12 protein-coding genes are annotated in these 15,455 nt (G+C 70.9%); 8 read left to right on the top strand and 4 right to left on the bottom strand.

All coding sequences use genetic code 11. From position 1 onward, the window contains the following. Positions 1–354 precede the first annotated feature (354 nt). Entirely contained in the window at positions 355–1,827 is a 1,473-nt protein-coding gene (locus ACYQ77_RS40145; RefSeq protein ID WP_459721886.1) for a discoidin domain-containing protein, read from the top strand. Positions 1,828–1,837: 10 nt separating this feature from the next. Then, positions 1,838–4,654: a carbohydrate-binding protein gene (locus ACYQ77_RS40140; protein WP_459721883.1), complete on the top strand. Its 2,817-nt coding sequence runs from the start codon at positions 1,838–1,840 to the stop codon at positions 4,652–4,654. Positions 4,655–4,709: 55 nt separating this feature from the next. Here ACYQ77_RS40140 and ACYQ77_RS40135 read toward each other — a convergent pair whose 3' ends face one another. From ACYQ77_RS40135 to ACYQ77_RS40120, 4 genes are all read right to left on the bottom strand, one after another. Further along, positions 4,710–5,171 (bottom strand): hypothetical protein, encoded by a 462-nt coding sequence (locus ACYQ77_RS40135; RefSeq protein WP_459721880.1) that lies wholly within the window; start codon positions 5,169–5,171, stop codon positions 4,710–4,712. Beyond that, positions 5,168–6,148, bottom strand: a complete 981-nt coding sequence (locus tag ACYQ77_RS40130) for a hypothetical protein (protein ID WP_459721877.1) — start codon at positions 6,146–6,148, stop codon at positions 5,168–5,170. Before ACYQ77_RS40130 ends, ACYQ77_RS40135 begins: the two co-directional genes overlap by 4 nt. A 123-nt stretch (positions 6,149–6,271) precedes the next feature. Continuing rightward, positions 6,272–6,706: a hypothetical protein gene (locus ACYQ77_RS40125; protein ID WP_459721875.1), complete on the bottom strand. Its 435-nt coding sequence runs from the start codon at positions 6,704–6,706 to the stop codon at positions 6,272–6,274. A 21-nt stretch (positions 6,707–6,727) separates the two neighbouring features. After that, positions 6,728–7,609: a Ppx/GppA phosphatase family protein gene (locus ACYQ77_RS40120; protein ID WP_459721872.1), complete on the bottom strand. Its 882-nt coding sequence runs from the start codon at positions 7,607–7,609 to the stop codon at positions 6,728–6,730. 103 nt (positions 7,610–7,712) lie between these two features. On the opposite strand from ACYQ77_RS40120, the gene asnB reads away from it, so the two are divergent. From asnB to ACYQ77_RS40090, 6 genes are all read left to right on the top strand, one after another. Further along, positions 7,713–9,638, top strand: coding sequence for an asparagine synthase (glutamine-hydrolyzing) (gene asnB / locus ACYQ77_RS40115; protein WP_459721869.1), 1,926 nt, complete (start codon positions 7,713–7,715; stop codon positions 9,636–9,638). Between the two features lie 442 nt (positions 9,639–10,080). Further along, entirely contained in the window at positions 10,081–10,878 is a 798-nt protein-coding gene (locus tag ACYQ77_RS40110) for an MBL fold metallo-hydrolase (RefSeq protein ID WP_459721867.1), read from the top strand. Further along, a complete protein-coding gene (locus ACYQ77_RS40105) occupies positions 10,875–11,483 on the top strand; it encodes a DedA family protein (protein WP_459721864.1) in 609 nt (202 codons plus the stop codon). The genes ACYQ77_RS40110 and ACYQ77_RS40105 overlap by 4 nt, the downstream gene beginning before the upstream one ends. Next, the gene (locus tag ACYQ77_RS40100; RefSeq protein ID WP_459721861.1) at positions 11,467–13,569 is read left to right on the top strand and encodes a phage holin family protein; all 2,103 of its coding nucleotides are present in this window, start codon (positions 11,467–11,469) and stop codon (positions 13,567–13,569) included. The genes ACYQ77_RS40105 and ACYQ77_RS40100 overlap by 17 nt, the downstream gene beginning before the upstream one ends. Further along, the gene (locus ACYQ77_RS40095) at positions 13,566–14,651 is read left to right on the top strand and encodes an alkaline phosphatase family protein (protein WP_459721858.1); all 1,086 of its coding nucleotides are present in this window, start codon (positions 13,566–13,568) and stop codon (positions 14,649–14,651) included. Before ACYQ77_RS40100 ends, ACYQ77_RS40095 begins: the two co-directional genes overlap by 4 nt. An 18-nt stretch (positions 14,652–14,669) precedes the next feature. Continuing rightward, on the top strand, positions 14,670–15,443 hold the full coding sequence (locus tag ACYQ77_RS40090) for a cyclase family protein (RefSeq protein WP_459721856.1): 774 nt from the start codon (positions 14,670–14,672) through the stop codon (positions 15,441–15,443). Positions 15,444–15,455: the final 12 nt, after the last annotated feature.

Raw genomic sequence — 15,455 nt, 5'->3', positions numbered from 1 at the left:
CACTACCGGGGCATCCCGTTCGGGCGGCTTCTCCACGGGATGGGTCTTGGCGCCTTCGGCGCTAGGCGCGTCTTTCAGGACGCGTGCCCGGAAGCAGCGCCCCGCCGCGGGCTGACCGGGGCGGCACCTGCGCCAAGCGCATGACGTCCCTTGCGCTCGGCACCCGGCTCTGCCACTTTCCTTTGAGGGGACCATCTCACCCCCGATCCCGCAGTCCCACACCATCCACCCCTGCAATCAGTTGCACGAGACTGTCGATTTCTTGCAAGACACTGCTGGCATATTGCCTCGATCTGTTGACTCTGCGTATCCTCCTAGTCACCTGGCAGTGTTGCGAGGAATCGAAGGGCAGACATGCGAACCCTGCACAGCATCGTCGGCCTTCTGGCTCTGTTGCTCGCCGTCGGTGTGGTCGCCACACCCGCACCGGCGGCCGGCGCGCGGCCCGAGGCTGTCCAAGCCACCCCGTCCGACGTTCACCTCTTCTACTACCCCTGGTACGGCACCTACCGCCACTGGGACCAGGGCGGCCACACCCCACCCAACGACATCGGCGCCAACTTCTACCCCACCCTCGGCGCCTACGACTCCGGCAGCGCCTCCGTTCTCGACCAGCACATGGCGTGGGTCCGCCAGTCCGGCGCGGGCGTGATCGTCACGAGCTGGTGGGGCCAGGGCTCCTACGAGGACAACCTCGCCCCCGCGATCCTCGCCGCCGCCGCGCGCTACGGGGTGAAGGTGGCCTGGCACCTCGAGCCCTACGCCGGGCGCACCGCAGCCTCGACCGTCGCCGACATCAACTACATCCACGCGCGTTACGGCTCCAGCCCGGCCTTCTACCGGGACGCCGCGCACGGCAACCGGGCCGCGTTCTACGTGTTCGAGAGCCTGCGGATCGCCGACTGGTCGGCGCTCGACCAGGTGCGGAACACCAGCATCGTGCTCGCGCAGACCACCGACACCACCAAGGTCGCGCACTTCGGTGGCATGTACACCTACGACGGGATCGCGGGGGCCACCGCGCCCGGCTGGAAGAACGCGTCCGACTTCTGCCGCGCCAACGGTCTCGTCTGGGCGCCGTCCGTGGCACCCGGGTACCTCGACGACCGCGCGGTGCCCGGCAACACGACCCCGACCGTCGACCGCGCGAACGGGGCCATGTACGACCGGCAGTGGAACAACGCGCTCGACCCCGCGACGGGCGGGGCGCCGACGTGGGTGTCGGTCACCTCGTTCAACGAGTGGCACGAGGGCTCCATCATCGAGCCCGCCCGCTCGAACCCGCCCGCCGGCCACGGGTACCTGACCTACGAGGGCGCCTACGGCAGGACGGGCGCCGCCGCCGAGACCGCCTACCTCGACCGCACGCGGTACTGGGTCGAGCGGTTCACCGGTGGCACGACCCCGCCCGCGAACCCCGACCTCGCCCGCGGCGCGACGCTCACCGCGAGCGGCACGCAGCCCGGTTACCCCGCCGCCAACGCCAACGACGGGAACCGGGACAGCTACTGGGAATCCGCCAACCACGCGTTCCCGCAGACGCTCACCCTCGACCTCGGGTCCACACAGGACGTCGGCAGGCTCGTGCTGTCGCTGCCGCCGTCGTGGGGCGCCCGCACACAGACCATCGAGGTCCGGGGCAGCGCCGACGGTTTCGCCTACACCACGGTCGCCGCCGCGCGCGGCCACCTCTTCGATCCCGCCACGCAGAACACGGTGACCGTGCCCATCGCGGCACACGGCCACCGCTTCGTTCGCCTGGTCTTCAGCGGCAACACCGGCTGGCCGGCGGGCCAGGTCGCCGAAATCCAGGCATACCGCAACTGAAAGGACGCCGATGTCCCTGCACCAACGGCGTCGGTACGGAGTGACCGCGGCGGTGCTCGTGGCCGCGCTGCTCCTCCCGACCCCGGCCGCACAGGCCGGGTCCGTCATCCCAGCCGCCGACTACCAACAGATCCAGCTCGCGTCCGGTGGCGGCGAGCTCGGCGAGGCCATGTCGCTCGCCGTGCTGCCCAACCGGTCGGTCGTGCACACCGCCCGTGACGGCACGGTCCGGGTCACCGACGCGGCGGGCAACACCACCACCGCGGGCAAGCTGTCCGTCTACACCCACGACGAGGAAGGTCTCCAGGGCGTCGCGGCCGACCCCGGTTTCGCCACGAACCGGTACATCTGGCTGTACTACTCGCCCGCACTGTCCACTCCGGCCGGTGACGCGCCGACCGAGGGCACGCAGGCGGACTGGGACCGGTTCAAGGGCGAGCTGCGGCTGTCGCGGTTCGTGCTCACCACCGGCAACACCCTCGACATGGCGAGCGAGAAGATCGTGCTGCGGGTCGCCAACGACCGCGGCCAGTGCTGCCACGTCGGCGGTGACATCGACTTCGACGCCGCCGGGAACCTCTACCTGACCACGGGTGACGACACCAACCCGTTCCAGTCGGACGGGTACAGCCCGATCGACGAGCGGACCAACCGCAACCCGTCGTTCGACGCGCAGCGCAGCGCCGCCAACACCAACGACCTGCGCGGCAAGGTGTTGCGCATCAAGCCGCAGGCCGACGGCACCTACACGATCCCGTCGGGCAACCTGTTCGCGCCGGGCACGGCGGGCACCCGTCCGGAGATCTACGCGATGGGCTTCCGCAACCCGTTCCGGATGAGCGTCGACAAGGCGACCGGCATCGTCTACCTCGGCGACTACGGACCGGACGCCGGCGTCACCAACGCCAGCCGCGGGCCGAGCGGCCAGGTGGAGTTCAACCGGATCACGTCGGCGGGCAACTACGGCTGGCCGTACTGCACCGGCACGAACACCAGCACCGAGACGTACAACGAGTTCCAGTTCCCGTCCGGTCCGTCGAGTGCGAAGTACGACTGCCCCGGCGGCCCGACGAACAACTCGTTCCGCAACACCGGCCTGCAGAAGCTGCCGCCCGCGCGGGCCGCGTGGATCCGCTACGCCGGTGACGCGGGCACCCCGCCGGAGTTCGGCAGCGGCTCCGAGTCGCCGATGGGCGGCCCGGTGTACCGGTACGACCCGAACCTGAACTCGTCGGTGAAGTTCCCGCAGTCGCTCGACGGGCGCTTCTTCGCGGGCGAGTACGGCCGCCGCTGGATCAAGGCGATCGAGGTGACCTCGACGGGCGGGGTCGGCGACATCGGCGCGTTCCCGTGGACCGGCACGCAGGTGATGGACATGGCGTTCGGGCCGGACGGCGCGCTGTACGTGCTCGACTACGGCACCGGTGCCAACAACCAGGCACTGTGGCGGATCGAGTACATCGGCGGCACGAACCGCAACCCGATCGCGCGGGCGTCAGCGGACAAGACGTCCGGCCCGTCGCCGCTGACCGTGAACTTCTCGTCGGCGGGCAGCTCCGACCCGGAGGGCGGCGCGCTCACCTACCAGTGGAACTTCGGTGACGGCACCACGTCGACGGCGGCGAACCCGCAGAAGACGTACACCACCAACGGGAACTACACGGCGACGCTGACCGTGCGGGACCCGCAGGGCCTCACCGGCTCGGCGAACGTGCAGGTCTCGGTCGGCAACACGGCGCCGTCGGTGACGCTGTCCACCCCGGCGGACGGTGCGCTGTTCTCGTTCGGTGACACGGTGTCCTTCCAGGTCACCGTGTCCGACCCGGAGGACGGCACGATCGACTGCTCGCGGGTGAAGGTCCGCTACCTGCTGGGCCACGACAGCCACGAGCACGAGATCACGGCGAAGACGGGCTGTTCCGGCACGATCACCACACCGGTCGACGGCGAGCACGACGCGGCGGCCAACATCTACGGGGTGTTCGACGCCGAGTACACCGACAAGGGCGGGCTGACCACGCACAGCAAGCGCAAGCTGCAGCCACGGCACCGGCAGGGTGAACACTTCAGTGCGCAGAACGGCATCCAGCTGGCGCAGCACGCGGCGGCGGAGGGCGGTCAGACGGTCGGGTTCACCGACAACGGCGACTGGATCTCGTTCACGCCGTACGCGCTGTCCGGCGCGGGCAGCTTCACCGCCCGCGTGTCGTCCGGCGGTGCGGGCGGCACCCTCGAGGTCCGCGCGGGCTCGGCGACGGGCACGCTGCTCGGCTCGGCGGCGGTGGCGAACACCGGCAGCTGGGACACGTTCGTGAACGTCAACGGTGCGCTGTCCGGCGCGCCGGCGGGCACGACACAGCTGTTCCTGGTGTTCAAGGGCGCGACCGGGCAGGGCAACCTGTTCGACCTCGACGCGTTCACCATCAACCCGGCGAACTCGGGCACGAGCCGCACCGTGGAGGGCGAGTCGTGGTCGTCGACGGGTGGTGTGCAGGTCGCGGCGCACGCGGCGGCGAGCGGCGGCGCCACGGCCGGGTACATCGAGTCGGGTGACTGGGCGGGCTACGCGCAGCTGAGCACGAGTGGCGCCAAGGGTTTCTCGGCACGCATCTCGTCGGCGGGCGCGGGCGGCACGATCACCGTCCGGTCCGGCTCCCAGACGGGCACCGTCCTCGGCACGGTGACCGTGCCGGTGACCGGTGGCTGGGAAACCTTCCAGGACGTCTCGACCACGCTGACCGGCACCGCGTCCGGCGCGCTGTTCCTGACGTTCACGGGCGGCGCGGGCGCGTTGTTCGACGTGGACACGCTGACGGTCCGGTACTAGCGCAACGGGACGGGCGCCCACACGCGTGTGTGGGCGCCCGTTCACGTGCGCGGGGCTAGCCGAGGATCTGCCTCCAGTAGTTCTTGATGAAGTCCTGGACGTCACTGGGCAGCTGGTTGAACGGCAGCTTCGTGGTCACGTCCTCGTCGGTGAAGGGGTCCCTCTGGGTCGACTTGCCCCGTTCCTTCTTGTTCGGGACCACGCTCTCGATGTCGGTCCCGGAGCCGGTGAAGAAGTACTGGATCCTCGGGTTGCTCTCGCGGGTCACGTGGTAGACGTGGTCGCGGTCCCCACCTTGAAGATTGATGTGATATCGGAAGTTGTCCTGCACCCAGGTGGGCATCAGTTCGTTGCGCTCGCCGCGTTGCACGTTGATGCCGTTCACCGCGTACACGCCCGGCCCGGCGGCGATCGCGTCGGCGTGGTCGGTCCTCGGCTTGGTCTTCTTCTCCTTCTGCTTGCTCTTCTTGTCCCGGGCCTTGTTCGCGGCCTTTTCCCTGACGTTGCGGTAGGTCATGACGCGTCCTCCGGTTCGGCCGTTTCCTCGGCGGCTTCCTTGGCGAGTTCCTCGGCGATCTCAGCGCGCATCCGCGTCAGTTCCTCGGCCGTCAGGTTCTCGGCACCCGGCACCTCCGCCAGCGCCTCGGCGAGCGCCTCCTCGATGATCGGGTCCGCCGACGGCTCGCCGGGCACCGCGGCGGACTCGGCGGACCCGCCGTCCGGCTGGGGCGAGGCCTGGACGGCGAATCCGAACTCGGTCAGCCTGGCGATCCGCGCCGCGGCGGGGAGTTCGTCGAGCGGCGCCAGCTTCTCGTACGCGGCGGCGTACAGCGCCGGGTCCTGCGCGTTGGCCGACGTGTAGGTCCAGTCGCGGAACTGTGCCCAGCCCTCGTCCGAGCCGTCCCAGTTCGCCCAGCCCGGCCCGAAGTCCCGCACGACGTCCGACCACGGGTCGCCCGCCTGCTCGTCCGGTGGCTGGGCGTTGATCTCGAACCCGAGCCCGGTCATCCTGGCGATCCGCTCGGCGAGCGGGAGATCGTCGAGCGGCGCGAGCCCCTCGTAGGCGACGGCGTACAGCGCCGGGTCCTGCGCGTTCGCCGACGTGTAGGTCCAGTCACGGAACTGTGCCCAGCCCTCCTCGGAACCGTCCCACCCGGCCCAGCCGGAACCGAACAGCTCCACGACCGTGTCCCACGACCCCGGCTGTGGCTCCGCCGCCTGCTCCCTGGAGTTCGCGTACGCGGACGGCAACGCCCCCGGATCGGCGACGAGCTTGTCGATCAATTCCATCTTCCCGTGGTCGGCGGCGTACCACAGGAATGTCTTGACGGCCGTGTCGAAACCCCCGCCCGCGGTCGAGCGGAGCTGCTCGGAAAATGTGTCCCAGTCGCCGTTCGATGTCGAGTGGGCCGCTTCGACCACGTCGAACCATTCACCGGCCTGACCGGGATCGATGTCGACGACGGCGACGGCTTCCAGTGTTTCGGGGTCCATCAGCTGTCTCCCCTTGTGTGGACGCGCTGCGGGCAAACCCTCCCGAGATTAGGGGCAGAACATGAATGCACCGGTGCACAAAAGTGCGGTCATTCATGCGGGATTCTGTGCCCTCGGCAAGAATTACCCGGGGATCGACTCCGTGGCGTACCAGCGCCACAGAACGCACACACCGTCCACGTCCGGGTGACGGAACACGCTCCCCCGGAACGTCTTGCTGTGGCGAACACCGTTCAACGGCGGCACGTGACTCGTCCGCGCCAGCACGTCGACATGTCCCGTCGGCAGGTCGAGGTCGACGAACGCGAGGAACTCCTCCCCCGCGCCCTCGGCGAGCTCGGGCGGGCACGGCCAGCGCTCCTTGCCGACCAGCTCGGTGAAGTACCGGACGGCCTGGTGCGTGTACAGCGCGCTGAACGAGGTCGGCTGGCTGTCGCCGATGGCGGTCATGATGTCCACCGGGCGCTCCGCCATGGCGCGCTCGTAGGTCTCCCACGCCTCGACCAGCCTGATCGGCTCGTACGGCGGCGCTTGCGCGAGCCACCCGCGGACGTCCACGGGACAACACTAAGGGCTTGGCTAGGCCCTCTGTTCCCGCAAAAGGTTGAGCAGGAGACCTTCCTTGGTCGACCACGGGCTGATCTCGATGGTCTCGTGGCCGGTCGCGTGCATCAGGGCCTCCGCCGCCACGGCGCCCGCGAGCGACTGCCGCGCCCGGTGCCGGGAGATGCCCGGCAGCTTCGCGCGCTGCCTCGGGGTCATCTTGGCCAGCCGTGGGATCCATTCGGCCAGGTCAGCGGCGTGCAGGCGGGACCGCGCGCCGGTCAGCTCCGCGAGCTGCTGGAACACCTTCGAGCAGCCGACCGCGCGGCCCGTCGAGAGCTTCGCGAGCGCGCCGTCGGGGAGCGCCTCGGCGATCTTGCCGGGCAGCGTGCTCCGCAGCTTCGGCAGAGAAAGACCCGATCGGGTGAGCGTGCGGGCCCCCAGCGGCAGCGACCGGGCGAAGACCGGCTTGCGGGCGTCGCCCGCCGCCAGCTCGACCGTGCCGCCGCCGATGTCGAGCACCGACAGCGCGCCGGACTCGCCGAACCACGACCGGCACGCCGTGTAGGACATCCTGGCCTCGCGCTCACCGGAGAGGAGCCGCAGCTCGAGCCCGGTGCGCTTGGCGACGCGCGTCACCACCTGTGACGAGTTGGCCGCGTCCCGCACCGACGACGTGGCGAACGCCATGAACGCGGGCACCCGCACCTCACGCAGGCGCTCCTGGACCTCGGCGACCGCCGCTGTGATGTGATCTATGCCATCCGAGGAGATGCGGTTCCCCTCGTCGAGTGCGCGGTCCAGCCGCAGGCGCACCTTGTGTGACACCAAAGGCCTGGTCAGAGACTTTTCCACCACCATGAGGTGAGCACTGAAACACCCGACGTCCAGTACCGCTGCTCTTGGTGGCTCCTTCATGGTCAGCAAGGTTCCCACACCGCAGTCGAAACAAACACGGAATTCGGCATACGGCATAGTGGAAGACACCCCCGACGACCCCGTGATTGAGGTGTGACCACGCGTGTGCGGCCTGATCGGACTTGTCTGCGCCACCCCCCACCACGCGGCCGCCAGGCGCGAGGCCGTGCGGGCCGCCATGCGCTGCCAGCGGCACCGCGGCCCGGACGAGACCGACACGTGGGCGGGCGGCGAGGTCGTCTACGGGTTCAACCGGCTCGCGTTCATCGACCTCGAGCACTCGCACCAGCCGCTGATCTGGGGCCCGCCGGAGAACCCGACCCGGTACACGCTGAACTTCAACGGCGAGATCTACAACTACCGCGAGCTGCGGCAGATGCTCGCGGACCGGTACGGCGCCCGGTTCCGCACCCGCGGTGACGGCGAGGCCATCGTCGCCGCGTTCCACTACCTCGGGCCGGACTCGGTCAAGAAGCTGCGCGGCATGTTCGCGTTCCTGATCTGGGACGCGCAGGAGCGGGTCGTGTTCGGGGCGCGCGACCCGTTCGGCATCAAGCCGCTGTACTGGTCGGGCGGGCCCGGCGGGGTCGCGTTCGCCAGCGAGAAGAAGAGCCTGCTGGAACTGTCCGGCCCGCTCGGCGTGCGTGAGCAGCTCGACAAGCGCGCACTGCAGCACTACCTGGTGCTCCAGTACGTGCCGGAGCCCGAGTCGATGCACACCGGCATCCGCCGCATCGAGTCCGGCACGTCGTTCTACGTGCGTCCCGGCCAGCGGATCCAGTTCAACCGGTACTTCCACCCGACGTTCGAGTCGAAGCCGGTGCCGGACCCGGAGAAGCTGTACGACGAGATCGCCGAGGTCATGCGCGACTCGGTCGCCAAGCACATGATCTCCGACCCGGACGTCACGGTCGGCGCGTTCCTGTCCGGCGGCATCGACTCGACCGCCACGGCGACGCTCGCGCGCGAGTCCAACCCGAACCTGATCGCGTTCACGACCGGGTTCGAGCGCGAGGGCTACTCCGAGGTCGACGTGGCCGCGGAGACCGCGGAGGCCATCGGCGTGCGGCACGTGGTCAAGACCGTGTCGCCGCAGGAGATGATGGACGCGCTGCCGCTCATCGTCTGGTACCTCGACGACCCGGTGGCCGACCCGGCGCTGGTGCCGCTGTGGTTCATCGCGCGCGAGGCACGCAAGTACGTCAAGGCGGTGCTGTCCGGCGAGGGCGCGGACGAGCTGTTCGGCGGCTACACGATCTACAACGAGCCGGTGTCGCTCGCGCCGTTCGAGAAGATGCCGCACGGCATGCGCAAGATGCTCGGCAACCTGTCCACCAAGATCCCGGAGGGCGTGCGCGGCAAGGACCTGCTGCGCCGCGGTGCCCTTAAGCTGGAGGACCGCTACTACGGCAACGCGCGGAACTTCCGCGACGAGCAGCTGCGGGCCGTGCTGCGGGACTACAACCCGAACATCGGGTTCAAGGACGTCACCATGCCGTGGTACCGGGAGTCCTGGGACTGGGACCCGGTGGCCCGCATGCAGCACGTCGACCTGTTCACGTGGCTGCGCGGCGACATCCTCGTCAAGGCCGACAAGGTCACCATGGCCAACTCGCTCGAGCTGCGCGTGCCGTTCCTCGACATCGAGGTGTTCGAGATCGCGTCCCGGCTCCCGCGCGAGGAGAAGCTCGCCGGCGGGACCACGAAGTACGCGCTGCGCCAGGCGCTCAAGCGGATCATCCCGCCGCACGTGCTCAACCGGCGCAAGCTGGGCTTCCCCGTGCCGATCCGCCACTGGCTGCGCAACGAGATGTACGAGTGGGCGCGGTCGATCATCACGTCGTCACAGACGGACGAGCACCTGGACCGGCGGGCGGTGCTCGCCCTGCTCGACGAGCACCGGGAGGGGCAGCTCGACCGTTCGCGGCAGCTGTGGGCGCTGATCGTGTTCATGCTGTGGCACGGGATCTTCGTCGAGCACCGCATCAAGGTGGCTGTCCCCGAGCCGCGGTACCCGGTGAAGCTCTGACCCGCTGCGGCGGCCCCCGTGTCCGGCGGTGTCCCTCGAGTTCCGCGCCGACGCAGCGGTTCTGCCCAGGGTGCTCCTTGAGGCGGTCGGCTCGGCGTGCGGCTGGCCCGCTCCGCGGGCCGGAGCGCGCAGCGCTCGGGAGCGCCTCCGAAGGAAAGTCCCGCCGCAGCCGCCCCAGCCCAGTTCATCCCGGACCACAAACGGGCCCGGTGCGCCGCGCACGGGCCCACCACGCCCATGCACCTCGGCAGACCCCTCCCCCAAGACCCGAGCACACAACACCCGAAACGCTCCTCCAGCACCGCCCAGGCAACCGGCCCGCTGCGCAGGCCAGGGCCCGAGGTACCCCGAAGGCCGAGCCGACCGCCGGCCGACCGGCTCGCGCGCACCAGCCCTGACCTGCGGCGCTGCCACGCGGCTCGCGACTTGTAATACTGGCCGCGTGCGTTCTCTTGGTTTGCGGTTCGTCGGGCACTCCACCGTCCGGGTGGAGCTCGCCGGGCACGCCGTGCTGACCGACCCCGTGCTCACCGACCGGGTGTCGGCGCTCACCAGGGTGACGTCCTCCTGCACGAAGGCCGACCACGGCGACGTCGACCTGGTGCTGCTCTCCCACCTGCACGGCGACCACGTCCACCTGCCGTCGTTGCGGCTGCTCTCCGAGCACGTCCGGGTCGTGGTGCCGCGTGGCGCCGGGGACTGGCTGCGCGGCAAGGGCGTCCGCCGGGTCGACGAGCTGGCGCCCGGCGAGGAGCTGGAGCACGGTGACCTGCGTGTCACCGGCGTCCGCGCCGAGCACTCCGGGCACCGGTGGGGGCCGCGCTCGACGCGCGGGCCGCAGGCCGTCGCCATGGGGCACCTCATCGAGGGTGCCGAGCGGAAGGTGTACGCGGCGGGCGACACCGACCTCTTCCCCGAGATGGCCGGTTTCACCGACGTCGACGTGGCGCTGCTGCCCGTCTGGGGGTGGGGGCCGACGCTGGGACCGGGGCACATGAACCCCGAGCGAGCGGCGGCTGCCGTCGACCTCATCAAGCCGCGTGTCGCGGTGCCGGTGCACTGGGGGACGCTCGCCGTCACCGGGCTTCCTCAGCTGCCCGGCAAGCACGGGCGGCGGATGCGGCGGCTGCTGAAGGACCCGCCGCACGAGTTCGCCGCCGCCGTCACCGGAGCCACCCGCGTGCTGGTCACGCAGCCGGGTGAGAACGTGCGGTTGCCCGACGCCGTGCCCGGGTCGTGAGCGGCTTCCTCGGGATCGACTGGACACACCCGTCGTCCATCGGCTACCCGGTGATCTTCGGTGGGGTGCTGCTCGGGTCGATCGTGCCGGTCGTGCCGACCGGGGCCGTGGTGGGCGCGGGCGCGGCGATCGCGGTCAGCGGCGGGGACCTCAACCTCGTCCTGGTCGTCGTGTTCGCCATGCTCGGGGCGCTGATCGGCGACCTCGTCACGTTCGGTGCGGGACGGGGCGGGCGGGGGACGCTCGCCCGCTGGTTCGAGAAACGGCAGTCGCAGGAGAAGCTCGACGCGGCGCGGGCGAAGTTCGTCGAGCGCGGCTGGCTGCTCGTCGTGATCGGGCGCATGGTGCCCGCCGGGCGCATCCCCGTGCTGCTCGCCGCCGGGGCGCTCGACTACCCGTGGCGGCGGATCGTCGTGGCCTCGGCCGGGGCGTGCCTGCTGTGGGCGGTCGCCTACGCGGGACTGGGCGTGGTCAGCGGCGGTCTGTTCGACAACCCGCTGGTCGCGACCGTGATCGCCACGTTCCTGATCCTGGTCGTCACGCTCGTCATCGGGTTGATCAGCAAGCGGCGGGAGAGAGCACGCGAACATGCCGGAACTCACTGACCGCGGCCGGTTGCTGCGTGGCGGGCGGGCAGTGGCCCGCCTGCTGCTCGTCTGGGCGCTCGTCGCGGTCAGCCTGCACCTGCTCGACCTGTGGCTCACCGACTTCGCCATGCCGCTGTGGTGGCAGCCGACGGTGTTCGCGGCCATGCTCGGGCTGCTCAGCGCGGTCGTGTGGCCGCTGATCATGCGGTTCGCGCCGCCCGGTGCGGTGCTGTTCCTCGGGCTGTTCTCGTTCCTGCTGCTGGGCGCCGGCATCCTCGGCATCTCGTTCGCGGTGCCGGAGGTGTACGTCGCGAACATCAGGACCGCGGTGGTCGTCGCCGTCGTGATGGCTGCCGTCGCCGGGCTGGTCAGCAGCATGCTCGCGATCGACGAGGACGAGGTGTTCTTCCGGCGGGCCGCGCGCCGGTTCCGCAAGGACGGGACCGACCCGTGCGACGACCCGCCCGGCGTGCTGCTCCTGCAGATCGACGGTCTCGGCCACGACACCGTGCGCCGCGCCGTCCGCGACGGTGACCTGCCCACACTGGCCCGCTGGCTGTCCGACGGCAGCCACGTCCTCACCGACTGGCACTGCGACTGGTCGTCCCAGACCGGCGCGAGCGTGTGCGGCCTGCTGCACGGCAGCAACGACGACATCCTCGGTTTCCGCTGGTACGAGAAGGACCGCGACCACGTGATGGCGTGCGCGCACCCGACCGACGCGGCCGAGATCGAACGGCGCCACTCGAACGGGCAGGGCCTGCTCGCGAACGGCGGCGCCGCCCGCGGTGGCCTGTTCACCGGCGACGCCGACCACACCAGCCTCACGATGAGCGCGGTGCCGATCCTCACGAAGTCGCACCGCGAACGGCGCGACCCGGCGGGCTCCGGCTACTACGCCTACTTCGCGAACCCGATCAACGTGGTGCGCACGTTCGGGTCCGCGCTCGTCGACGTGCTGCGGGAGATCTCCGCGTCCACCCGGCAGCACCGGGCCAGGGTGCGGCCGAGGATCAAACGCGGCGGCTTCTTCCCGTTCGCGCGGGCGGGCACCACGGTCATCGCCCGCGACCTGGTGGTGTCCGCGATCATCGGCGACATGCTGGCGGGCAGGCCGGTCGTGTACGCCGACTTCCTCGGCTACGACGAGGTCGCCCACCACACCGGCATCGAGCGCTTCGACGCGCTCGCCGTGATCCGGGCCATCGACCAGCAGATCGGCCGCCTGCACCGGGCCGCCCGGCTCGCGCCGCGCCACTACAAGCTGGTCGTGCTGTCCGACCACGGCGTGACGCAGGGCTGGGCGTTCACCAACCGGTTCGGCGAGTCGATCGAGCAGTTCGTCGGCAGGATGTGCGGTGGGACGCCCCCACCGAACGGGAAGCGCGACAAGCCGAAGACCGGTGCGTGGCAGCTCGGCGCGGCACTCGCGGAGGCGTCGACGGGCGCGGGACCGATCGCGAAGGCGCTGCGGGCCCGCGCGACCCGGCAGGACACCAGGGACCGGCACCGCACCGAGGAGGGCAGGCCCGCGGCCGTGACCAGGGCGGCGCCCGGTGTGGTGGTCGTGGTGTCCGGGCACGTCGCGATGGTGTCCTTCACCGAGCACGAGGGCCGGGTCGACATGGAGACGATCGAGCGGGAGTTCCCCGAGCTGCTGCCCGCGCTCGTCGACCACCCCGGCGTCGGGTTCATGCTGGTCCGCAGCGCGAAGTCGGGCCCGCTCGTGCTCGGCCGCGACGGGGTGCGCAGGCTGCGTGACGACTCGGTGTCCGGGGAGGACCCGCTGACCGGGTACGGCCCGCACGCCGCCGACCTGATCCGCCGCACCGACGGCTTCGCGCACTGCCCCGACATCCTCATCAACAGCCGATACCACGAGGCCACCGACGACGCGTCGCCGTTCGAGGTGCACGTCGGCTCGCACGGCGGGCTCGGCGGCGGCCAGTCCCGCGGATTCCTCATGTACCCGGCGGACCTGCCCGCGCCCGGTGAGATCGTCGGCGCGGAACAACTGCACCGGGTGGTGCGTGGCTGGCTCGACCACCTCGGGCACGACCGGCCCGCGCCGGCGCGGGAGGCGGAACTGGTGGCGGAGACATGATCCCCGAGTACGGCGTCCGATCCCTCGCCGACGTGTTCGGTGTGCTCGAACCGGCCCGCGCGACGGCGTTGCTGCTGGTCGACGGCCTCGGCAGCGAGCTGCTGCGCGCGCACCCCGGCGACGCGCCGTTCCTCACCTCGATGACCGACGCGGGCCCGCTGACCGTCGGGTTCCCGTCCAGCACGGCGATCAGCCTCGCGTCGCTGGGCACGGGCCTGCCGCCCGGCGCCCACGGCGTGCTCGGCACGGCGCTGCGGCTGAGCGACGAGGTCGTGATGGACACGCTGCGGTGGGCCGAGCACGGCACGCACGGCAAGGTGGACCTGCGGGAACCGTTCCCTCCCGAGACCGTCCAGCCCGCGGACACCGTGTTCCAGCGTGCGGCGGCCGAGGGCGTCGGCGTGACCGTGGTGTCGCAGCCGAAGTTCGCGGGTTCCGGGCTCACCAGGGCGGTGCTGCGGGGCGGCGAGTTCACCGGCGCGTTCGCGTTCGGTGACCTCGCGGCCGCGATCGTGACCGCGTTGTCCGAGCCGGGCAGGCGGCTGGTGTACGGCTACCACGCGGACCTCGACGCGATGGGGCACGTGTACGGGCCGGGCTCGCTGCCGTGGCGGGTGCAGCTGCGGCAGGTGGACCGGCTCGTCGAGACGGTCGTGTCGCTCATGCCGCCGGACTGCCTGCTCGCGGTGACCGGCGACCACGGCATGGTGGCCATGGACCGCACCTTCGACGCCGACACGGACCCGGTGCTGCGGGCGGGAGTGCGGGCGTTCAGCGGTGAACCGAGGGCCCGGCACGTGCACACCGAGCCCGGCGCGGCGGCGGACGTCCTCGCCACGTGGCAGGGCGTGCTCGGCGACGCCGCGTGGACGGTGTCGCGGGAGCAGGCCGTCGACGAGGGCTGGTTCGGGCCGCTGTCCCCGCACTACGCCGACCGCGTCGGCGACGTGATCGCGGCCGGGCGCGGCACGGCCGGGGTGATCCGGTCGAAGGCCGAGTCGTTCCTGTCCGGACTGATCGGCCAGCACGGCTCGCTCACGCCCGAGGAACAGCTGGTGCCACTACTGGTGGCCCGTGCATGAGTGCGGTAGGACTGCCGCATGCCGCTTCTCCAGGACCTCCTCGCCGCCATCGCGGGCGGCCGGGTCGAGATCGTCGACCTGACCGCGCCGCTGTCGTCGCAGACGCCGATCCTCCAGCTGCCCGAACCGTTCTCGAACACGATCCCGTTCTCGCTGGAGCTGATCAGCCGCTACGACGCGGCCGGGCCCGGCTGGTACTGGAACAACATCCACACCGGTGAGCACACCGGCACGCACGTCGACGCGCCCGTGCACTGGGCCACCGGCAAGGACGGCGCCGACGTCTCGCAGCTCGCGCTGACGCAGCTGGTCGCGCCCGCCGTCGTGGTCGACGTGTCGGAGCGGGCCGCGGCGGACGCCGACTTCCTGCTGGGCGTCGACGACGTCAGGGCGTGGGAGGCCGAGCACGGCCCGCTGCCGGACGGCGCGTGGCTGCTGCTGCGCACCGGCTGGGACGCGCGGTCCGAGGACGCGGCGGAGTTCCTCAACGCCGACGAGACCGGCCCGCACTCCCCCGGCATCGCCCCGGAGTGCGCGCGGTGGCTCGCCGAGGAGACCGGGCTCGTCGGGCTCGGCGTCGAGACCGTCGGCACCGACGCGGGCGCCGCGCACTCGTTCGAGCCCGCTTTCCCGTGCCACCACTACTTCCTCGGCGCGGGCAAGATGGGCCTGACGCAGCTGCGGAACGTGGCGTCGCTGCCGCCGACCGGCGCGGTGCTCGTGGTGTCGCCGCTGCCGATCGTCGGCGGCTCCGGCAGCCCGGCGCGGGTGTACGCGCTGGTCGAGCGGTGAGCGGAGCGAGGC

This window comes from Actinophytocola sp. KF-1 (assembly GCF_054661535.1).
The sequence above is the reverse complement of the archived record's forward strand: the minus strand, read 5'-3'. Positions and strand labels throughout refer to the sequence as shown.

What these genes read in the sequence shown, in the direction of transcription:
- ACYQ77_RS40145 (WP_459721886.1), top strand. Translation starts at nt 355, where the DNA reads ATGCGAACCCTGCACAGCATCGTCGGCCTTCTGGCTCTGTTGCTCGCC.
- ACYQ77_RS40140 (WP_459721883.1), top strand. Translation starts at nt 1,838, where the DNA reads ATGTCCCTGCACCAACGGCGTCGGTACGGAGTGACCGCGGCGGTGCTC.
- ACYQ77_RS40135 (WP_459721880.1), bottom strand. Translation starts at nt 5,171, where the DNA reads ATGACCTACCGCAACGTCAGGGAAAAGGCCGCGAACAAGGCCCGGGAC.
- ACYQ77_RS40130 (WP_459721877.1), bottom strand. Translation starts at nt 6,148, where the DNA reads ATGGACCCCGAAACACTGGAAGCCGTCGCCGTCGTCGACATCGATCCC.
- ACYQ77_RS40120 (WP_459721872.1), bottom strand. Translation starts at nt 7,609, where the DNA reads ATGAAGGAGCCACCAAGAGCAGCGGTACTGGACGTCGGGTGTTTCAGT.
- ACYQ77_RS40100 (WP_459721861.1), top strand. Translation starts at nt 11,467, where the DNA reads ATGCCGGAACTCACTGACCGCGGCCGGTTGCTGCGTGGCGGGCGGGCA.
- ACYQ77_RS40095 (WP_459721858.1), top strand. Translation starts at nt 13,566, where the DNA reads ATGATCCCCGAGTACGGCGTCCGATCCCTCGCCGACGTGTTCGGTGTG.
- ACYQ77_RS40090 (WP_459721856.1), top strand. Translation starts at nt 14,670, where the DNA reads ATGCCGCTTCTCCAGGACCTCCTCGCCGCCATCGCGGGCGGCCGGGTC.